Annotated in this window: 14 protein-coding genes; 10 read left to right on the top strand and 4 right to left on the bottom strand. The window is 45.4% G+C overall.

Going from position 1 to position 22403, the window contains the following annotated elements; genetic code table 11:
• Nucleotides 1-216 precede the first annotated feature (216 nt).
• On the bottom strand, nt 217-1266 hold the full coding sequence (locus QUB68_RS23760) for a glycosyltransferase family protein (protein ID WP_332997062.1): 1050 nt from the start codon (nt 1264-1266) through the stop codon (nt 217-219).
• Between the two features lie 420 nt (nt 1267-1686).
• On the opposite strand from QUB68_RS23760, the gene QUB68_RS23755 reads away from it, so the two are divergent.
• The 5 genes from QUB68_RS23755 (at nt 1687) to QUB68_RS23735 (ending at nt 12431) form a co-directional block, all read left to right on the top strand.
• Nucleotides 1687-2571 carry a 3'(2'),5'-bisphosphate nucleotidase CysQ family protein gene (locus QUB68_RS23755; RefSeq protein WP_332997060.1) on the top strand — a complete coding sequence of 295 codons (885 nt, stop codon included), beginning with the start codon at nt 1687-1689 and terminating at the stop codon, nt 2569-2571.
• A gap of 239 nt (nt 2572-2810) precedes the next feature.
• Nucleotides 2811-3491, top strand: coding sequence for a Crp/Fnr family transcriptional regulator (locus QUB68_RS23750; RefSeq protein ID WP_332997058.1), 681 nt, complete (start codon nt 2811-2813; stop codon nt 3489-3491).
• Nucleotides 3488-5389 (top strand): M61 family metallopeptidase, encoded by a 1902-nt coding sequence (locus QUB68_RS23745; RefSeq protein ID WP_332997056.1) that lies wholly within the window; start codon nt 3488-3490, stop codon nt 5387-5389. Before QUB68_RS23750 ends, QUB68_RS23745 begins: the two co-directional genes overlap by 4 nt.
• Before the next feature lie 359 nt (nt 5390-5748).
• On the top strand, nt 5749-6222 hold the full coding sequence (locus QUB68_RS23740) for a tellurite resistance TerB family protein (protein ID WP_332997054.1): 474 nt from the start codon (nt 5749-5751) through the stop codon (nt 6220-6222).
• A gap of 335 nt (nt 6223-6557) precedes the next feature.
• Nucleotides 6558-12431, top strand: coding sequence for a trifunctional serine/threonine-protein kinase/ATP-binding protein/sensor histidine kinase (locus QUB68_RS23735; RefSeq protein WP_332997052.1), 5874 nt, complete (start codon nt 6558-6560; stop codon nt 12429-12431).
• Nucleotides 12432-12481: 50 nt separating this feature from the next.
• Here the strand turns inward: QUB68_RS23735 and QUB68_RS23730 are convergent, their stop codons facing one another.
• Together QUB68_RS23730 and QUB68_RS23725 are read right to left on the bottom strand one after the other, a co-directional pair.
• The gene (locus QUB68_RS23730; RefSeq protein ID WP_332997051.1) at nt 12482-13009 is read right to left on the bottom strand and encodes a peptidoglycan-binding domain-containing protein; all 528 of its coding nucleotides are present in this window, start codon (nt 13007-13009) and stop codon (nt 12482-12484) included.
• Between the two features lie 247 nt (nt 13010-13256).
• On the bottom strand, nt 13257-14897 hold the full coding sequence (locus tag QUB68_RS23725) for an NAD(P)H-hydrate dehydratase (protein ID WP_332997049.1): 1641 nt from the start codon (nt 14895-14897) through the stop codon (nt 13257-13259).
• Nucleotides 14898-15196: 299 nt separating this feature from the next.
• Between QUB68_RS23725 and mnmA the strand changes: the two genes are divergently transcribed.
• On the top strand, nt 15197-16288 hold the full coding sequence (mnmA, locus tag QUB68_RS23720) for a tRNA 2-thiouridine(34) synthase MnmA (RefSeq protein WP_332997047.1): 1092 nt from the start codon (nt 15197-15199) through the stop codon (nt 16286-16288).
• A 211-nt stretch (nt 16289-16499) separates the two neighbouring features.
• Here mnmA and QUB68_RS23715 read toward each other — a convergent pair whose 3' ends face one another.
• Nucleotides 16500-17090, bottom strand: coding sequence for a hypothetical protein (locus QUB68_RS23715; RefSeq protein WP_332997045.1), 591 nt, complete (start codon nt 17088-17090; stop codon nt 16500-16502).
• Between the two features lie 555 nt (nt 17091-17645).
• Here QUB68_RS23715 and QUB68_RS23710 point away from each other — a divergent pair.
• From QUB68_RS23710 to QUB68_RS23695, 4 genes are all read left to right on the top strand, one after another.
• On the top strand, nt 17646-19589 hold the full coding sequence (locus QUB68_RS23710) for a SpoIIE family protein phosphatase (protein ID WP_332997043.1): 1944 nt from the start codon (nt 17646-17648) through the stop codon (nt 19587-19589).
• Nucleotides 19590-19749: 160 nt separating this feature from the next.
• Entirely contained in the window at nt 19750-20328 is a 579-nt protein-coding gene (locus QUB68_RS23705) for a slr1658 superfamily regulator (protein ID WP_332997041.1), read from the top strand.
• Between the two features lie 46 nt (nt 20329-20374).
• Entirely contained in the window at nt 20375-20719 is a 345-nt protein-coding gene (locus QUB68_RS23700) for a slr1659 superfamily regulator (RefSeq protein ID WP_332997039.1), read from the top strand.
• A gap of 2 nt (nt 20720-20721) precedes the next feature.
• Nucleotides 20722-22260, top strand: a complete 1539-nt coding sequence (locus QUB68_RS23695; RefSeq protein WP_332997037.1) for an adenylate/guanylate cyclase domain-containing protein — start codon at nt 20722-20724, stop codon at nt 22258-22260.
• Nucleotides 22261-22403: the final 143 nt, after the last annotated feature.

The following is a 22403-nucleotide window of genomic DNA, read 5'->3' as shown; positions in this document are numbered from 1 at the left end:
TCACCTATTTTTTAGAAACAGGCTTCGACGCTGTTCCACAATAAAATTTCTGTTTTGTGGGACGGGCTTCTAGTATGTTCATCAGCAGGCTTTTTGGTTGGTTTCACTTATTTTTTAGGAACAGCGTCGAAGCCTGTTCCACCAGAAAATTTCTGTTTTGTGGCACGGGCTTCTAGCCCGTGATTTAGGGTGCGCCACAAGCACCCTAGGGTTTGATTAAAACGATCGCAATTTCTCGACTAAAATATCGACATAACGTTCGCTGTTGTGCTGGTTCGCGATCGTTTCGTAGCCGCGCTGCGCCAGAGATTCAGCTTCTTGAGGATTTTTTAGCAAATGGACGATCGCCTCGCGCAAACCTGCTGCATCTCCCACATCTACGACTTTGGCAACATCCGTCGCTAAATAATCTACCATACCTTGAGTGCGAGTAATGGCGACTGGGCGTTTGCAGGCCGCGGCTTCCAACAAACCCTGCACTCCAGCAGCATATTTATTGTCCGTCAAACAAACTGCAACTACGTCTGCATCGCGGTAAAGCTGCACTAAATCCGGCCATTCGTAGAATTTGCGGGACATATTTTCGGGCATGGTATCGGGGAAAGCTTGCGATAAAGCTTTGGCATCTTTAGAAAAGCCGCTAATTTTTACGTCAACATCTAAGTCAGCAGTTGCCGCTGCTAAAAGTCGGTAGTCGCGCTTTTCTAATCCGACGCTAACCACTGTTTGGCGCTTTTTGTCGGCAGAAACGGGGCCTGGTGTGAAAAACTGGGTGTCTGTCTGTTCTAGCAGCAATAAAATGCGGGATTCAGGTAGACCTAAATAGCTGCGCGCGAAGTTTGTTTGAGGGCTGGCGCAGGCCATGAATATGTCAATTTTGTCGGCCAAACCGAATAGTTTCAGGGCGACGCGCCCGCGCAGCCGATCGATATTGTGGCAATATACAACAATTTTCGGGCGCTGCTTCAGGGCCCCGCACACCGCCGCCACTGGAATGCCAATGTCCTCGCCGGTACAAAATATCACGTCGTCGCTGCTGACTTGCTCGGACAATTTGCGCGCTAAGGCCCAATGTTCGGGTTTAGAAGAAATTTTCGATCGCACCTTGTCGCCGGGCGAGATCGCTTCGCCGTCCGGGGCGTGAACTGTGGCATTTAAGCGGTCTCTCATAGCCCGCAGGACGTGGCGGGGGCACTTGCCGAGTTGGGCATCGCGGTCAATGCCATCGAGGTCTATTTTGCGACCTAATGCTAAATGATATTTCAAATTATTCTCCTTACCATGCTGGGGCTGGGACAAACGATCGAACCTGAGAAAGATTCTATCCTCTACAGTTGAAAGTGCTGGTGCGATCGATCGCTCGATTTTAGATTTTAGATTTTAGATTTTAGATTTGATGCTACCGATGAATCTTTTGAATTCAGCGAATCCTGTCTGGGGCTTGTCTCGCAACCGCCAAGATGGTTGGCAAATTGGGTTTCAAGGACACCCGCGCGCCAATCCTTGAGAGTCAAAAACAGTAGACCTCTTGCAAAAATAACTAGGAACAGGCATCTTGCCTGTTCCACATAAAAAAATATTGATGTGGAACGGGCATCTTGCCTGTTCCAAAATTTGATTAAAAAGACTTTTGCAAGATATCTAGTGACTTGGGTCGATCGATCGATTCAAAGGAGTTAAGCTTTTATGCTGAAGTTAGCTGAAGCATTTATGTTTAACCTCATGTATATTTCTCCTGAGCAAGACCAAAAAATTCGCTACACCATGCGGGAGTGCGGTCAAGAAGCCCACAAGCTTGCAGCGGAACCTTTTGAAGTTTCCGAGAAAGGCCCGGACGACTACGTGACGAGTATCGATCGCTACTTAGACGGACAACTATCAGCAGCATTTAGCGCTTTGTTTCCTGAAGACGGCACGATTACCGAGGAAAACAGCGCCTCCAGAGCAGCTTACCGGGCTAATTACCGGCGCCTCTGGTGCATCGATCCCCTGGACGGGACGGAGGGATTTATTCAGGGAAAACAGCACTACGCTGTGATGGTGGGGCTGCTGGTTGAGGCTGAACCGGTGGCCGGCTGGATCTACGCCCCGGCTTTTGACCAAATGTATTTTGGTGGTAAGGATTGGGGATTGTTCCAAACTGTGGGAACCTCTTCGCCGCAGCCGATCGCACTTTGCAAACCCCCCGCTCCGACACCGTTCAATTGTAAAATTATTCTCGGCGACAGAGACCAGAAAAACTACGCCCGGGCGATCGCCCAAAGCATCCCGGGAGCCGAATTTTACTCGCTGGGTAGCTTTGGCTTAAAGGTGATGGAAGTGATCCTCGGTCGAGCCGGTTTGTACCTGTATTTCAACGGCAGAGTTAAAGTATGGGATACTGCCGGCCCTCTCGCCCTAGCCAAAGCAGCCGGATTGGTTTGTTGCGACTTGCAAGGTCAACCGCTGAGGTGGACTTCAGATGCGATCGAGCCGCAGTCTCTGGCGCACACTCAGTCGATCGCGATCGGCTGGCCGGACTACATAGAATCTCTGTTGGGCAAAGTTAAACAGGCAGTGACAGGCGTGTAAACCCGTTGAGGATTAAAGAATCTGCCAATTTTACGCGAACCGCGGCTCTGTACCCTTATCATCAATTACAGGAGCGATTAGAAGAAGTAAGTTTCTCATCTGTATATCCTGTCTGTCCGTCTCGTTTGTTTTGTGTCAATCTTGTATAGCAGCAACAGATTGTTTATTTTCTCAAACATCGATCGTTCTCTAGCTGTTGGCTGTCGCCTAATTATATTTCCCACGCTTTGCGAGTTTGCATGAAAACAGAAGCTTTCAGTGAGCTGTTCCCCCTATTTAAAGGTGCTAACCCAGAAACCTTGGGAGGGCTGCTATCAAATGCCGTCAAGCATGAGTATCCCCCCGGTAGAGCTGTGGTGATGGAGGATTCTTGGGGCAACGCGATTTACTTTGTGGTGTCCGGCTGGGTGAAAGTCCGGCGCCTGTCAAACGATCGAGCTGTATCAATGGCTATTTTAGGACGGGGTGCATTCTTCGGCGAAATGGCGATTCTTGACGAATCTCCGCGATCGAATGACGTACTTGCTCTATCACCCGTGCGCCTGATCAGCGTCACGGCTCAGCGATTTATCCAAACCTTATTTAAAGACCCGCAATTGCACCACCGGATGCTGCAATTGATGGTGCGGCGGCTGCGCCAAACTAATCTGCGGTCTCAACTCCAGAACCGCCAGCCAGCGGTTAAACTAGCAAATACTTTAGTCGAGCTGGGAGAAAACTACGGTCAGAAAACTGCTGAGGGCAAAGATATCTTCAATATCCCCTATGAAGACTTAGCTGATGTGACAGGTATCAACCTAGATGAAACCAGCAAAATTATGGAAAAACTCGATAGTAAAGGCTGGATAAAAATCGATCCAGACCACCAAACTATCCATTTGATCAACCTCAAGCACTTGATGAATTTGGCAAGTCAATGACTGATGTTACTTCTTTGGATACCTCGCCCGCTGCCGACAACGTGAAGGCACAACTAACAGCACCGACAATTCACTATTCGGTAGCGATGCCCCATCCTGAATCCCACCTGTTTGAAGTAACTTTGCGCGTGCAAGGTTGGTCGGAGCCGGTGCTGGATTTAAAAATGCCTGTGTGGACTCCCGGTTCTTACTTGGTTCGAGAGTACGCCCGCCACCTGCAAGATTTTAGCTCGCGATCGGGCGCGCGTGCTTTACCTTGGCGCAAGCAAAGCAAAAATCACTGGCAAATCGAGACAAATTCAGTGTCAGATGTCACGGTTTTCTACCGAATTTTTGCCAACGAACTAACAGTGCGAACCAATCATTTAGACTCGACTCACGGTTATTTCAACCCAGCGGCTCTGTGCTTTTTCGTACCCGGTTTTGAGCGCAACTCCTACACCGTCACAGTTGTGCCGCCGCAGCCAGAGTGGCGCACAGTGACTACCTTGCCGCCTGTTTGCGGACAGGATATGACTTTTGCTGCTGCGGATTTTGACACGCTTGTCGATAGTCCTTTTGAGATTGGCTGTCACGATGCTTATGATTTTGAAGTGATGGGAAAACCCCACCAGCTAGTAGTTTGGGGGAAAGGCAATTTTGAACCAGAGCGGGCGATTCTAGACATCCAAAAAGTGATCGAAGTCGAGGCTCAAATGTTCGGCGGTTTGCCTTACGACCGTTATGTGTTTTTGCTGCATTTGTCTGGGTCTGGTTTTGGCGGTTTGGAACACAAGGATAGCTGTACTCTTAACTATTCGCGTTTTGGTTTTCGGGCTAAGGAAAAGTACGAACGCTTTATTCAATTGGTGGCTCACGAGTTTTTTCACCTCTGGAATGTCAAACGCATTCGACCGAAAGCTCTCGAAGTATTTGACTACGAACAAGAGAACTATACTCCTTCTCTGTGGTTCTGTGAAGGCACGACCAGTTATTACGATTTGGTGATTCCTTTTCGAGCTGGTATCTACAACGTGAAAGGTTATTTCCAAAATTTGGCTAAGGAAATCACTCGTTTGCAGACGACTCCGGGACGGAAGGTGCAGCCTGCGAGCGAGTCGAGTTGGGATGCTTGGATTAAACTTTATCGCCGGGATGCTAATAGCGACAATTCGCAGATTTCCTATTATTTGAAAGGGGAAGTTGTTTCGTTTTTGCTGGATTTGTTGATTCGGGCAAAACACGGCAACGCGCGATCGCTCGACGATGTGATGCGTTTGATGTGGCAGCAGTTTGGCAACGGTCAGGCTGCTGAAAATACAGATTTTGACCAAAAGTCTGGAACAGAGGCCAAGCCTGCGCATCTGACATCAAACGGTAAGTTAAATTCTCACTCGCTGCCGACAGAAATAGGCTTTACTCCCGAACAGTTGCAAAGTGCGATCGAGTCCGTCGCAGGCATCGATTTGAGCGACTTTTTTGCGCGCTATGTAGACGGCACAGAAGAGTTGCCTTACGACAAATATCTGCAACCTTTCGGGCTGCAAATTTTGGTAGATGAAACTGACGCCTCGCCTCGGATTGGTTGGACGTTGGGGGCGGAAAACGGGCGGCAAACGGTTAAATTTGTCGAAGCAGGATCTCCGGCACAATTGGCCGGAATTGACGCTGGGGACGAGTTGCTGGCGATCGCCGGTTTTCGGGTAAATGCAGAACAAGCGAGCGAGAGGCTTAAGGATTATCAGCCGGGAGACACGATCGAAGTAACAGTTTTTCACCAAGACGAACTGCGGACTTGTCGCGTTACTCTCGCCACATCGCGGCCGACGCGCTACTCGATCGTACCAGTCGATCGACCCACGGCTATTCAGAAACAAAACTTTATGGGATGGCTGGGTGTTCCCCTATCGAATTTGTGAGATAAATTAATGGGAAGGGGAAGACAAAAAGGAATCACGCTCAATTCCCAATTTTCAATTCCCAAAGCCGTGTCAACAATCCGCTAAAACCCAGAGAAATCTCGCTTCTAGCAGAGGCCAGATCCCCCTAAATCCCCCTTAAGAAGGGGGACTTTGAGCGCGCTTCCGGTTCCCCCCTTTTTTAAGGGGGGTGAGGGGGGATCGAGGCCTAATCGTCAAACAGCAGACTGGTACTACATAAGATATTCAGTAGACACCAATGACCAATGACGAATGACCAATGACGAATGACCAATGACGAATGACCAATGACGAATGACCAATGACGAATGACCAATTACCAATTACCAATTTAAATCATGCAAACCCCACCACCTCCATCAATTACGCCCCGCCAGATGAACCTGCTGAGAATTGTGGCCTCTATGGCCTGGGCTGATGGCGAACTGGCGACAGAAGAAGTTAATTTAATGTTAGATCGCTTTTGCCGTTTGTTTGCGCCAGATACCGACGGACAACAAATGCAGCAGGAACTCCGGGATTACATCATGCAAAATATCCCCCTTGACGAGTTGATCCACCAACTAGAAACTCAAGATGAAAGGGAATTAGTCCTGCAACTTGGCTATGAAGTGATTTCATCTAGTTCTCGGACTCCCGATGAACCAAAAATTAACGCTGACGAAGCCGCAGCTTATCAAAAATTAGTGCAGTTGCTGAATCTTCCAGAGGATACTGTCAAGCGTATTGAAGCTGAAGCATCGGCGCCAGATACTTCGCAGGGAATTGTAGAGAAGATGGCTCACAAATTAGAACAGTTTATCAAAGGCTAGTTCGGGACTTGCGCGCGATCGGCTTATTCCTGGTTTCTTGCTGTATTTCTCGTTACTAAACCTGGGATTTTTCGTATAAACCGCGAATAAGACTCCATGCGTAAGCAATAAGTCGTAGGGTGCATCGCTCGATTGTCGCTGTTTCTTGAAGATAGTCGATGAATCCGCACCCTACGGCTGACTAACATCTCAAATCTCAAATCTCAAATGGTATGAGCTACGCTAGTAGTTTGGCAACTATTATTTTCTTTTGTCCGTAATTTCACTCTGTTGTTTCTATTGTGCATGGTGCACTGTAGAGTTAGAAACCGATTTATTGACGGGAATCAAAATTTATGCTCCCAGCTTTAAGGATTTCTGGCTATGACTTGCAAGAACTCATCCACCAAGGAACTAACACAGCTATTTATCGGGCAGTATCGATCGCAAACCGACAGCCTGCCATCCTCAAAGTTTTAAATACCGAATATCCTACCCTAGAACAGATAACTCGTTTAAAACACGAATATCAGATAACCGTATATCTCGATTGCCAGTATACAGTCAAAGTCGATCGCCTAGAAACGCACCCAAACTGCTTAGTATTAGTCTTAGAAGATTTTGGTGGCATCTCGCTCAAACAGTGGATAGCACAGACAGAATCAGCATTGTCTGTTGCGCGCTACCAATTGCCGATCGCCCAATTCTTAAACATCGCCATCCAATTAGCCAAAGCTTTAGTATTCCTGCATCAAAATCAAATCATTCATAAAGATATAAAACCAGCTAATGTTATCATAAATGCCGAAACAAATCAAGTAAAACTCGCTGATTTTAGCATCGCATCGCGGTTAAACAAAGAAACGGCAAACTTAAAAAATCCCGATCGCCTAGAAGGAACTCTCGCCTATATGTCGCCCGAACAAACCGGGCGGATGAATCGCGCTGTAGACTACCGCAGCGACTTCTACTCCCTCGGTATCAGCTTTTACGAACTGCTCACAGGAAAATTGCCATTTCGCAGCACCGATCCGCTGGAATTAGTCCACTGTCACATTGCCAAACAACCGATTCCTATTCAACAATTAAATCCGCAAATTCCCCAAGTTTTGGCGGAAATTGTGGAAAAATTGATGGCAAAAAATGCCGAAGACAGGTATCAAAGTGCAGCCGGATTGTTAGCAGATTTAGAACGCTGCCAGAATCAAATAGAGAATTTAGGTACAATTTCTAACTTTATCCCCGGACAACTGGATGCGATGAGTCAGTTGTTAATTCCCCAAAAACTTTACGGGCGGGAAGAGCAAATAGAACAATTATTGCAAGTATTCGATCGCGTCAGCAAAGGCAGCGGTGAAATTGTCTCGGTAGGTGGCTATTCTGGGATTGGCAAATCAGCATTAGTACACGAGATTCTCCGCAATTTAACCAGGCAGCGCGGCTACTTGGTTTCGGGCAAATTTGACCAATTCAAGCGCAATGTTCCCTACACTTGTTTCAATCAAGCTATGCGGAGCTTGGTGCAGCAGATTTTGACCGAAAGCCAAGCTCAGATTGACTTGTGGCGACAAAAACTGCTGCAAGTTTTGGATGTTAATGCTAAAGTTGCGATCGAAGCCATCCCCGAGTTAGAGTTAATTTTAGGCCCGCAACCAGACGTAGCAGAACTCGGCCCCATTGAATCTCAAAACCGCTTCAGTCGAGTGATGCAGCAGTTCGTCCAAGCAATTGCGAGTGCAGAACATCCCTTAGTAATGTTTCTCGATGACTGTCAGTGGATAGATGCTGCAACAGTCAAGATGTACGAACAAAATTGCCTCGGAAAAATGCCTTACTTGCTGGTAATTGTTGCTTATCGGGATAACGAAGTCAGCCCGACGCATCCGTTTATGCTGGCAAATGAGGCAATTCGGGCCGCAGGAGTTCCGATGACAGCTATAACTTTAGAACCGCTAACAATTGGCCGCGCTACTCAATTGGTTGCTGAAACTTTGAGCTGTGCTGCTGAAACTGCGACACCGCTGGCAAATTTGCTCGTAAAAAAAACTAACGGCAATCCATTCTTTATCAAGCAACTGCTCAAGTATTTGCATCAAGAAGGTTTCCTAAAATTCAATTTGCAGGCGGCTGAGTGGCAGTGGGATATCAAACATATTGAACAGCAGGAAATTTCAGAAAACGTTGTTGAGTTGATGGTGAAAAAGATTCAGAATTTATCAACTGCAACCCAACAAATTTTACAAATAGCGGCTTGTATAGACAATCAGTTTAGTTTGGATATGCTGTCGGTGGCTAGTGAACAATCTTGGACTGAAACAGCACAGGATTTGTGGGAAGCGCTGCAAGTGGGGTTGATTTTACCTGTAGGAGATGCTTATCGGATACCGCAATTATTTGAGCCGGAAGAGTTGGAAAAGTTGGGAAAAATGCCCGGACAGGTGTGCTACAAATTCATGCACGATCGCGTTCAGCAAGCAGCCTATGCGATGATTGCTGACGAACAGAAACAAGTAGTTCATTTGGCGATCGGGCGTTTGTTATTGCAAGGAAGCAGCGAAGCTGAACGCCAAGAACGAATTTTTGATATTGTCAATCATTTGAATTTTGCTCGCGGCTTGATTTGCGATTTTATTCAACGCTATGAATTAGCAGAGTTAAACTTGCAGGCGGGCAAAACTGCGAAAGCTGCTTCTGCCTTTGAAACTGCGCTGAGTTTTTTCCAATCGGGCTGCAATAGTTTGCCAGCAAAAAGTTGGGAAGATAATTATGCGTTAACTTTGGCGCTCAATTTTGAATTGGGCGAAGCGGAATGTTTGAATGGGAAATATGACGAAGCTTTAGCAATTATAGATGGAATTTTTCGACAAACTAGGACATTGTTAGAACGGTGTCGGGTTAATGAGTTAAAGATGACTTGTCTGCGGATGAAAAATGATTTACCGGCTGCTTATCAATTGGGTATAGAAACTTTGCAATTTTTGGGAATTGAGTTTGAAGCGTACCCGGATGATGAGTATTTGCTCAGGGAGTTGGCGAAGACGAAAGCTACGATAGGTCAACGGTTGTTGGCCGATTTAGTAGATTTACCAACACTCACCGATCCGCTGCAACTCGCCGCCCACCGAATCTTGAAAGAACTTGACCCGATCGCCTTTTTTACCAGTCCCAATGCTAAATTTCTCTGCGGGATGAAGTTAGTTCAGCTAACAATCGAACATGGCAATTGCCGGATTTCCGCCTTTGGCTACGTTTCGTATGCCTTGGCTTTGATTGCTAAATATGGCGAAATTGAGGCTGGTTGCGAAGCAGGAGAACTGTCTATCCATCTCTACGAACGTTGGGATTTGTCTGAATTAGGTGCTTGTATTTTGCATATTTGGGCAGATTTAATGCACCACAATAAATATATTGATGAGTGCAAAGTTGTAATGCTCAAAGCTTTTAATAAGGGTTTAGAGACAGGTGTTTATCAGTATTCAGGGTATGCTGCGGTTAATTATCTCGGAACCAGTTTTTTTGGCAATGAATCGCTGCAAAGATCCGCAGAAGTTATTGATGAATTCACCCCTGTTTTGGAAAAAATTGATCGCAATATGCTAGCGTATTTTTTGTTAAATAAACAGGCAATTTATCAACTTACTTGCCCTGCGGAGACTGCTGAAAGTCCCCCAAGTTTTATCGACGAACAATCGCTTTTAGTGTTTGCTGAATCCTCGGCAGACTTGATAACTTGTTTTGTGGTTTATTTGTACAAACTCACCGTAGCGAATTGGTTCGGTGAGGTCGATCGAGCATTAGAATATGCTAATACTGGTGTTGAATTTTTTGCTGGTGCAGCGGGGGGTTTTCTGGGCGTGGTTTTTCGCTTCCACCGCGCCATAGCCCTGGCTGCTGCTTGTACAAATGCCAGTGAGGGCGAAAATCGCCAAATCTACCTAGAACAGCTCAACATTAGCCTGGAAGAGCTCCGAGAATTTGCGAAAAACTGCCCTGCAAATTACCAACACAAATATTTAGCTATCCGGGCGGAAGTGGCGCGGTTGTCGGGACAAAAGTATGAGGCGGCAGAATGCTACGATAGTGCGATCGCCCTCGCAATAGAAAACCGCTTCATTCAAGATGCCGCACTCGTTAACGAATTAGCAGCGAGATTTTATTTATCGCAAAATCGGCTGATTTTCGTCAAGAATTATCTCAACGATGCCAGATTGTGCTATATCCAGTGGGGCGCGACAGCTAAAGTCCGTCAACTCGAACAATACTATAGTAATTTATTTCCTGAAGCTGCCGATTCGCGGATAGCTGCAACTATAACTGCGAGTACATCCAGTCATGCTAATATCTTGGATTTAGCCACGGTAATCAAAGCTTCTCAGGCAATTTATAGTGAAATTGTCTTAGAAAAGTTGTTGAAAAAATTGCTGCACATTATCTTAGAAAATGCTGGCGCGCAAAAAGGCTGCATTATTTTAGAACGAGACGGGCAATTGTTTGTTGAAGTGTCGGATACTAACCGCATGACATCAGCAATATTTCAGGAGTCAATGCTGGTTGAAAATAGCTCAGATATTCCTATTTCTATCGTCAAATACGTTGGGATAACTCAGCAACCGCTGGTATTGAGTGATGCAAGTCAAGAAACAATTTACCAAGCGGATATTTACATTCAAAGTTGCCAGCCAAAGTCGATTTTATGTGCGCCGATTGTGTATCAAAGTAAGTTGATTGGCATTGTGTATTTAGAGAATAATCTGGCGACTGGAGCATTTACGCGCGATCGGCTGGAACTGTTGCAACTGTTAACGGCACAAGCGGCGATCGCCATTGAAAACGCCCGCCTCTACGCCCGCGAACAACACAAATCCCGCCAGTTGAATGAATCTCTCGAAAGCCTGCAACAGTTTCAAGTCGAACTTGTCCAAAAAGAACAGCAATACCGCAGCATATTTGAGACGGTAGCAGACGGACTTTCGCTGATAGAATTGGAGACTGGTAAATTCATCGCAGCTAACCCCGCACTCTGTCAAATTTATGGCTATTCTGAGGAGGAATTACTGCATTTAAATCCACCAGATTATATTCTCCCAGAGTATCTGCATTTATTCGCGGAATTCCAACAAACGATGAGAAGACGCCAAGAATTTAACTGTCAAGCTGTCATACATAGAAAAGATGGTACGCTGTGCGATGTTGAGGTAAAATCAAACTTTTTTGAGTACGATGGGCAACCCCACGCCCTGGTAATTAATCGCGATATTAGCGATCGCAAGCGCGCCGAAACAGCTCTGCAAACATCGGAAGTTCAACTGAGACAAAAAGCTGAAGACTTAGAAGCAATACTCGTTCAACTCCAACAAACTCAGGCACAATTAGTTCAAACTGAAAAAATCTCGCAACTCGGACAACTGGTGGCTGGAGTAGCGCACGAAGTGAACAATCCCGTTAGTTTTATTTCTGGTAACTTGCATCATGCCAAAGACTATATTAGCGATTTGATAAGTTTAGTCCAGGTTTATCAAGACAACTTTCCTGAGCCGGGACAACAAGTTTTAGATGAAATAGCAGCGATTGAATTAGAATATTTAGTAGAAGATTTGCCGAAAATGATTGACTCGATGAAATTGGGAACCGATCGCATCCGCGACATCATGCAATCTTTACGAAATTACTCGCGTACCGACGGGATTGAGAAAAAACTAGCAAATATTCACGAAGGAATTGATACCACATTAATGATTTTGTCGCACCGCCTGAAAGCCAATAGCGATCGCCCGACTATTCAAGTCATCAAAAACTACGGGGAATTGCCTAATATAGAATGCTATCCGGGACAATTGAATCAGGTATTTATGAATTTGATCGCTAATGCGATCGATGCTCTCGAAGAAGCTAATTTTGGCAAAACCTACAAACAGATTGAGAGCAATCCCAATGTGATTACAATTTCGACCTCTGCGGACAACAGCAGCGGAAAACCGACAAATCGTCAAGTGAAGATTCGGATAGCTGACAATGGACTTGGAATGTCAAAACACATCAAAGACAAACTATTTACGCCATTCTTTACAACGAAAGCTGAAGGCAAAGGAACCGGATTGGGATTGCCAATTTGCCACGATATCATCACAAAAAAACACCGGGGAAGCTTAGAATGTTTTTCATCGCCGGGAAGGGGAACCGAATTTGCGATCGGCATTCCCGCACGCAGCATTTCCATCAACGAGCAGTAGGGACATGGCAATGCCATGTCCCTACTTAAGGATAACGATTTTAAGTGTGATTAATGCGGTAACTTGCTGAGAGCGTGCCAAGTTCTCGCCCCGACAATTCCATCGGCTGGTAAACCTTTAGCCATTTGGAACTGAATCACTGCTACTTTTGTCATCGGCCCGAAGAATCCATCAACTACACCGAAATAGTATCCATTCAACTTCAAGACATTCTGAACAAGTTTGACATCATTACCTGAACTACCAATCATCAGAATCGGCTTAATAGGTGCACCAGAGTATAGTGCTTGCCAGGTTAGAGAACCCACAATCCCATCTTCAGGTAAAAAGACGCGGTGTTGATATTGTTTAACGGCACTTTCAACATAGACGCCGAAAATACCATCAATCAGACCGAAATAATATTGCCAATGAAATAGAAGCTGTTGCAGTTCCTTGACAGATTGACCTGTAGAACCGCGTCGCAAAGTGGGTTTAATAACTCTAGATGCTTCAGCAAATTCTAGATTTTGCCCAGCATTAGGATCGGCGGCGAGAGCCAGAGTTTCATTGTTCGTGGTTCTTTCTTCGGTATACATAATCTGATTCCTTTCAAGAGTTAAGTTCTGGTCTTGGATATTTCAGGTATAACTGGTAGGCTTGATGACTGCACAGTCACTTTTTCGAGTGTCACTCACTTGAGTGTCACTCATTTGAGTTAGGCAAATGTGTTTGTAGTTAGGAATGCAAGTCCTGTGATTTTCCTGAAGACTTCCATTGTCACTACAAAATATAGAGGTGCGCAGTGCACACCCTACAAAATATTTACAAAATACTGTTGATTATCTACTTAGAAAATTCCCGCAATGTTGGAATTAAATACTGTGTCAAAGTAAACGCATCTACTCCTAATTCCGTTCGCTCTTTGGCGGCCATGATTCCGGCTTGAGCGTGCCACCAAACGGCTGTTGCTGCAACTGATTCGGGGGCTGGATGCCGATCGCCCGCACAAGCCAATAGTCCCCCCAACAAGCCCGTCAAAACGTCGCCGCTGCCGCCTCTGGCGAGGGCTGGGGTGCTTTCGGGATTGACATAGGTAACGGTACGCGCGGCGTAGCTATCCCGTAGGGAATCGCCCTCATCCTGCCAACTGATGCAAACTCTGGCTCCTTTGAGCAATACCACTGCACCGCAAAGCTTTGCCGCTGCTTGAGTTGCGGCAATTCGATCCTCGCCCATTTCGTCGGCTAATTCGGGAAACAAACGCTTGAATTCGCCCGGATGAGGCGTGATAATTGTCAGTGCTGAGCGTTCCGACAAAATGGGGACTGTGCCGAGTTGAGCGAGAATATTTAAACCATCGGCATCTAACACCAAAGGTCGATCGCACTCAAGTACAGATTCTACAGCTATTGCTGCTTCCAATGTCAGACCAGGCCCCACTGCGATCGCATCATACACACCCAAATCAATTGCTACCGGCAACTCCCTAATTGCACCGCTTGGGGTTTCGGGACATCCTATAACTAAGGCTTCTGGCAAATGACTGCTCAACATCGGTTTAATCGACTCAGGAACAGCAATTGACAGCATTCCGACACCGCTAGCCCTTGCTCCCAATGCTGACAAAATAGCGGCTCCGCTGTAACGGCGGGAACCTGCAATAATTAGTATGTTACCGTTAGTATATTTGTGCGAAATTGGCGATCGGGGTAATGGCAAATGCTGAATTGCCGATGCTTTCGTAATGCGTTGTATTGCTGGAAACTCGCCCAATATCGCTGCAATATCTGCTGTGGGAATATCAAAATCAATCAACTCCGACGTACCGATATATTCTAACGCCTTGTCTTGCAGAAATGCCATTTTCCACAAACCCAAACACAATGTATGTTTTGCCCGGATTGCCGTCCCCAAAACTTCTCCGGTATCTGTATGAATTCCCGATGGAATATCTATGCTAAAAATGGGGATATTTAAATTATTTATTTCCTCAATCGCGGCGGCTGTGGGATTACTGATTTCTCGTTCTAATCCAAATCCAAATAAACCATCTACGAGCAAATCGCAGTTTTTTAACAGTTCAACTTGATTAATAAATGGAATATTTAAATAGCGCGCATAATCAGCATGACTTTTTGTAAGTTCTTTAAGCTTAGAAAACGGGCAGTAAATAACTACTGGGAATCCTTTAAAATGCAATTCGCGGGCCACAACCAAAGCATCGCCGCCGTTATGTCCCGGCCCAACTAATACGCCGATTGCTGGCAATTGAGACTTAACAATCTTTTTCCCTGGTGTTAAATCCGTTAAATCCGTTAAATCCGTTACATAATCCGTTGCCGAACTTCCTTCCGCCTGAATGCGTCTAGCAATCAGTCCGGCGACTTTTTCCATTAAAGCGGCTTGGGGCATTCCAGCGACAAAGATTCTCGTTTCTATTTGCCGCATTTGGTCGGCGGTGACAACAAATTTTTGAATACTCATAATTAGTGATAAAATTTTAGCTAAGGAATGAGAATTAAATAACTTCCACAAGTTTGTGGGATGGGCGCCCCGCCCGTCCTTTTTGGACGGGCGGGACGCCCATCCCACAAGAACAATCAAATTGTAAGTTATTTAATTCTCATTCCTTAATTTTAACCGCTCAGTCTTCAACCCACGGAGGTGGGTTTCGTTTGTATAGACGCGGTTTCAACCGCCCGGTCTTCTTTGTAGTATTTTTGTGGTATAATCAATTAGCTTGATCGAACGAAATAACAGTAAAATAGCAATTTCTCTCTATCATGAACAAGATTGTCGTAGGCCTCTCCGGCGGGGTCGATAGTTCCGCAGCAGCCGCAATTTTACACCATCAGGGCTATGAAGTGGTGGGTTTAACGCTGTGGTTGATGAAAGGCAAAGGTCAGTGCTGCTCTGAGGGAATGGTCGATGCCGCTAAAATTTGCGAAGATTTGGGCGTTCCCCACCACATTGTTGACAGCCGTGATGTCTTTAAAGCAAGTATTGTCGATTTTTTGGTGGACGGTTACAGTGCAGGAATTACGCCTCTGCCTTGTTCGCAGTGCAATAAAACTGTGAAGTTTGGGCCGATGCTCAAGTATGCTCACGAAGAACTCGGTATTGAAAAGATTGCGACGGGACACTACGCTCGCATTACTTATGATACTGCTACGGGTCGCTATCAGTTGCTACGGGCGATCGACCCTGCGAAAGATCAGTCTTATTTCTTGTATGATTTAACACAGGATTTGCTCGCGGGTACGGAGTTTCCTTTGGGGGAAATTACCAAGACTGAAACTCGCAGAATCGCGGCGGAATTTGGCTTGACAACCGCTGATAAGCCGGAAAGTCAGGATTTGTGCTTGGTGGAAAGTAACGGTTCGATGCGGGCTTTTCTGGACAAGTACATTGCGCCGCAAAAAGGTGACATTGTGGACAAGGCAGGGCGGGTGCTCGGACAGCATGACGGCGTGCACCACTACACTATCGGCCAGCGGAAGGGGCTGGGGATTGCTGCACCGGAACCGCTGTATGTGATTGAACTTGATGCTGGTGCTAATCGGGTGATTGTGGGCGATCGACAGTTGGCGGTAGAATCTGAGTGTACGGTCGATCGGGTAAATTGGGTTTCTGTGGCGGAACCGACTGCTCCGATTCGGGCTTTTGTGCAGATTCGCTATCGATCGCAACCCGTCCCCGCTACAATTATTCCTGTAGAACCCTCCCCAGCAGACGAAAAAGCCAGCGGTACAAGAGTCAAAGTGATTTTTGACGAACCACAGTTGAGCATTACCCCCGGACAAGCCGCTGTTTGGTATGACAAAGACGTGCTGTTGGGCGGCGGTATCATCGAAAGAAAAAAACTCCCAAATTGATGTCAGAGGCAGGCAAGATGCCCGCCCACAAGAAACCTCCCACAAGAAAATCCACTCTTTGTGGAACAGGCATCTTGCCTGTGCCACAAAGAGGCAGGCAAGATGCCCGCCCCACAAGAAACCTCCCACAAGAAAATCCACTCTTTGTGGAACAGGCATCTTGCCTGTGCCAAAAGGAAACTTATTTTTCATCTCACAGGCTAAGATTTGCCTAACCTGCTTTCTTTTCCAAACGCAACACATTTCCCCTAGCATTGGTGCGGTAAACCCAAGTTTGGCGGCCATCAGAAACCACAACCCGCCAACCTTCGACAATCATTTGGCCGCAAATTTCATCAGCTTTTACGATTCCCAAACAAGTATTCGGCCAACTTTGCCGGCTCGATTCAGTTACTTTTAACTTGTCAGCAGCAATCCCAGTTTGGCGCGACAACTCCTGGATAACTGTGGCTGCAACGGTTGCGGGTAATTGGTTGGGGGGATTTTGGCGCGTACCTTCGGCGAAATTGCCCGGTTCGGAATTTAAACTATTTAGTGCCAATCCCGAAGAGTTTATTTTTTTTGGCACCGCGGCTGCGGGCAGTTGCTGCGGGGTTGGCTGCTCTTGACTCTCCCGCTGGGCGAGGGAATTTTTGATCGCACCTGCGTTAGCCGCTGCGGTGTGGATTAGCGCCGGATACATTTCCCAGGCCAGAATTCCTGTCAGCACTAAAGCCAACATTAAAGGATTGGGCTGCTTTTGGGCTCGTTTTTGACTGTTTTGAGAGTTATTTGAGTTATTTTCGGAGATTGGTTTGCTCATACGTCCTCTGCCTCACTTTACACCATGCGCGATCGCTCCTGAGCACTCAAATGCAGATATTTATTTAGACACTGCTGTTGGTACTGTTTGTTCCTTTGTGCAGAACCGACTTACCGAGTCGTGCGGCACAAGTATTTTATCCTCGCTGCGGACACTTATGTTTCAGGAAAATTGCACTACCCAGTTATTACTTAATTTTTACTCTGAGTTTGCTGGTATTGACAAAAATTTAGGGTTAAGTAAATCTTCTGAAAAAAATCTGATTCTGGTTGAGAATCTCAGTACAAATGACTATTCATCGTGCCAAAACCGCTCAAGGTGCTTTAGACTGTGGGAGGCGAGCTGAGCCGACGACATTAAACTGATGCAGCACAATCTGTTGCCGCAGGACGGGAACGCATTATAAATTAAGCAAGTTATCGCTGATTAATTGTAGGATTCTGGTTTTCAAGAGCGATGTTCTCGGAAACTACTTTAGTAGCGATCGCTACTTTTTTAGTACAATATTGTTGAAATGTATCGATTATGAACAGAAAATCCCTAGGAATCCATTTAATGAATCGACTGAGCTATCCTCAAAAATTTACCTTGATCGGTTTTCTATTTGCGATGCCGTTAACCTTGGTCATATACCTGCTGATTTCCGAAATTAACAGCAGGGTTGATTTTGCCCAAAAAGAAATCTACGGTAATCAATACCTGCGCCCGCTGCGCCAGTTGAGGGAATACATACCAAAACTTCAACTATTAAATTATCATGGTTTAAGTACCAATTTTAGTCAGCCAGATTCCACAGCAAATTTAGAATCCCAAATAGACGCCAACTTTCAATCTTTGGCAAATACAGATCGCCAATTAGGAGAAAGCTTAGTTTCTACCGATAAATTTAACAATATTTATCAAAATTGGCAAAATTTTAAACTTCGTCGCAGCCAGTGGAGTATAGAAACTTACGATGTTGTATATCAAAGATTAGCATCTGACATTAATAGATTGAGCGCTCACGTCGGCGATACTTCCAATCTAATATTAGACCCAGATTTAGATACCTATTATTTGATGGATGCTACTTTGCTGAAGCTTCCAGAAATGCAAAAAATCTTGTCAGAGATTAGGCTAGTTTCTCAAAAAAGTAGCGCGCGTTCCGATGCCACACCTGAAGAAAGAGCGAAACTGATTACTTTTGCGGGGAAATTGAGAGAACTCAATAAAGATTTAGCAATCAATATGGAGGTAGGATTTAGCAATAATCCTCAGGGGAATCTGCGACCTAAATTAAGCGAGCATTTGAGAAAATTTAACTCGGTAGTAGAGCAGCTGACTGGGCAAATAGATAAACTGATTTATCCCACAGCCGTAGTGGAATATTATGCCTATCTCGATGGCAGCGAGCGAGTTGTGAATTCCAGTTTTGAACTATGGGACGAAACTCTCAATGAATTAGACTTTCTCTTGCAAAAGCGGATTGATAGTTTTGTTGCGAAAAAACACATGATTTCTCTGTTTGTGTTAATAATTTTAGCAATAGTTATTTATTTGTTTGTATCTTTTTACCGGGCAGTTATTCAAACTGTATTTGTGCTTGACGAAGCGTCAAAAAAGATGGCAAGCGGCAATCTCGACCACAAAATTATTTTGGATAACAGAGATGAACTCGGGCAAGTTGTGGGTGCGTTTAACAAAATTGCCGACGCTTTAGTTCATGCAAACCTAGAAATTACTGTTCTCAACGATCGCCTAAAAGCTGAAAATATTCGGATGAGCGCCGAACTCGATGTCACTCGCAAGATTCAGCAGATGCTGCTACCGAAAGACCGAGAACTGAAGGAAGTTATCGGCTTAGATATTGCCGGATTTATGGAAGCTGCTGATGAAGTAGGTGGTGACTATTACGATGTACTCCAGCACGAAGGTAGAGTGAAAATTGGGATTGGTGATGTGACGGGACACGGATTGGAGAGTGGGGTTTTAATGATTATGGTTCAAACGGCAGTCAGAACTTTGCTCGCCTACAATGAACCAGATCCGGTGAGATTTTTAACTGCTATTAACAGTGCAATTTACGATAACGTGCAGCGGATGAAATGCGATAAAAATGCCAGTCTTGCCTTGCTCGACTATGAGGAGGGAATGCTGAAGTTGAGCGGCCAGCACGAAGAAATGATTGTGGTGCGGTGTAACGGTTCTGTAGAGCGGTTTGATACGATCGATTTGGGTTTCCCGATCGGGCTGGATGCAGATATTGCTGCATTTGTTGCTGAAACCGTTGTGCAGTTGCACTCGGGAGATGTGGTAGTGTTATACACTGACGGGATTACGGAAGCTGAAAATATGGATAAAGCGCTGTACGGGTTAGAGCAGTTAATTGACGTAATACAGATTAATTGGCAGCGAACGGCGGCAGAAATCAGGCACGCTGTAATTGACGATGTGCGATCGCACATCGGCGAACAAAAAGTTTTTGATGACATCACATTGCTGGTACTCAAACAAAAATAGGGAATTGGGAATTGGGAATTGCCCAAACAGGGCATTGACCAAACAGGCCAAACAGGGCAAACAGGGCATTGGTAGCAACTCGCCAATAACTAATAACCAGTAACAACAGTCAACAGTCAACCAACAAATAACAAATAACAACTAACAAACAACAAATAAGATGATTCAGACTTTCGGCGATTTCATCGAGCCGTCACCTAGCCAAGAATACTTAATAATTGGATTTTCCCCGAGTTCGATCCCCCTCAAGCAGCGGTGGCGGAACAACGGTTTATCCGCAGATTTTCTGGCTGACTACCTGACGACTTTTTTCCCAGGAAACGAAGACGACCCCTCGACAATTGACAGACAAGCTGAAATTAAAAGTGCTGTTAGCTACATTGCTAACGAGTTATTAGAGAATGCGATGAAGTTTAATGATGAAAGCTCGGAGCACCCGATCGACATTAAACTGCAATTAGAGAGCGATCGACTGATTTTCTCAGTGGCTAACAGCATTCCCGGGTCATCTGTGGGCAAGTTTCAAGCTTACATCCAGCATTTGCTGGCCTCCGATCCAAACGAGCTGTACATTGATCGGCTGGAAAAAAATGCTGCTGAGGAAAGCTGTACTGATTCTGGATTGGGCTTGCTGACCATGCTCAGCGATTATACCGCCAAAATCGGCTGGAAGTTCCAGACCGTGCAAAAAGACCCGGAAGTAATTGCGGTGACAACGATGGTGCAATTGATAGTATAGGCCTCGTGGGCGATCGATCTTATCTAAGGGACTTTTTTTTGAGAAAATGGAAATTAAAACACAAGATTACCTGATCTGCTACGATCCAGCAACGGCAACTGTGAGTTTTATTGGCTCTCTGAGACTGAGCGGGCCTGCGGAGTACGCGCCGATAGTGCAGTTGCTGGGCAAGGTAGCCGACAAAGAACCCGCGAAAATTACCCTTAATTTGCAGCACTTAGAATTTTTGAACAGTTCGGGCATTAATATGCTCTCGAAGTTTATTATTGAGGTGCGTAAAAAATCCCGGCTGCAAATGGCAGTACAAGGCTCTCAACGCATAGCTTGGCAAAGTAAATCTTTGAAGAATTTGCAGCGGCTGATGCCTGCTTTACAGTTGGAATTAATATAGAAATGATGACTTTTAGAGTGCAGGATGTTGAGCAATTTTTTGTTAGTCGAGGCGCAAATTCTCGGGTTATGCTGGAAGAACAACCATCTAGAGAACAGCTACTTTTAGAGATAGAAAGATTGCGCCAGCAAGTGGAAGACTTGAAGGAGGAAAAAGCGGATCTGGAAATCTTGCTGGAAACTACTGCCGAACATTCCGATACAGTGGAAAGTGAGTTGCGCTATCGGGCATTGGAGGCGGTGCGCGAAGGCGAAATCAAGCTGGCTCAATTTCTGGAAGCAATTCCGGTAGGCGTGGCCGTGCTCGATGCTCAAGGCAGACCTTACTACGTCAATCACGCCGGACAGCAGTTGCTCGGTCAGGGGGTTTTAACGTTAAACAAAGTTGAGAATTTGTCAGAAACATATCAAATTTATGTCGCGGGAACTGATAATATCTATCCTTTTGAGAATTTGCCGATCGTTCGAGCTTTGAGGGGCGAAAATGCGACTGCTGACGATCTGGAAATTCATCAACCAGGCAAGAAAATTCCCCTTGAGACTTGGGGAACGCCCATTTTTGAGGCTGGTAAAGTTGCTTTTGCGATCGCAGTTTTTCAAGATGTTACGGAACGCAAACAAGCTGAAGCCGAGCGTCAGAAATTAATTAAGGAACTATTTGAGCTGAATCAGAATTTGGAAAAATCCCTGGATGCCGAATCAGAATTAACTGATGCCTACGGGCGCTTTGTGCCTCATCAATTTCTATATTTATTGGGATATGAAAGTATTCTTGATGTCAATTTAGGCGACCAAGTGCAGTCGGAAATGTCGGTGCTGTTTGCGGATATCCGCGACTTCACGACGCTTTCGGAAACTATGACGCCGCAACAAAATTTTAATTTTATCAATGCTTACCTTTCGCGGATGGAGCCTGCTATTACTAGCAATAACGGCTTTATTGACAAATACATCGGCGATGCAATTATGGCTTTGTTTAGCGACTGTGCAGATGATGCAGTGAAAGCTGGTATTGAAATGTTAAATATTCTGACTGATTACAACGAACACCGTCAAAGTGTCGGCTACATCCCGATTGAAATTGGCATTGGGATAAATTCTGGTTCTTTGATGCTGGGGACAGTGGGCGGTGACAGCCGCATGGACAGCACTGTGATTAGCGATGCTGTTAATTTGGCCTCTCGGATTGAAGGATTGACTAAAGATTACGGCGTACCTCTGTTAATTTCTCAGCAGACTTTGGAACGGTTGCGAAATTCGGCTGATTATTGTATTCGGATTGTGGATAAAGTACAGGTAAAAGGAAAATCTCAATATGTCATAGTCTATGAGGTATTTGATGCCGATCCGCCGGAAATTCTGGCAGCAAAGCTAGCAAATTTGGCTGTATATACTGAAGCGATGTTACTGTGCGATCGCAAGGAGTTCCGAGAAGCGGGAAAATTGTTTGAAGAGTGTTTGCGGACTAATCCGAGCGATCGGGTAGCTCGCATTTACTTGAAACGCTGTCGGGATTGGCGATCGCTCCTCAAAGGAATTTGACAGTTGACAGCAGTCAGTAGTCAGTAGTCATTAGTTTAGTAACTGGTTCCCAGGCTCTGCCTGGGAACAAATAGAAACAAGTAGAAGAAACTGAGTTTTTAGTCTAAAAGTCCATAAGTCCTGATAATATAATTAGTAATTTG

It is taken from the genome of Microcoleus sp. A006_D1 (genome assembly GCF_036702805.1).
Classification (GTDB): Bacteria; Cyanobacteriota; Cyanobacteriia; order Cyanobacteriales; family Microcoleaceae; genus Microcoleus.
The sequence above is the reverse complement of the archived record's forward strand: the minus strand, read 5'-3'. Positions and strand labels throughout refer to the sequence as shown.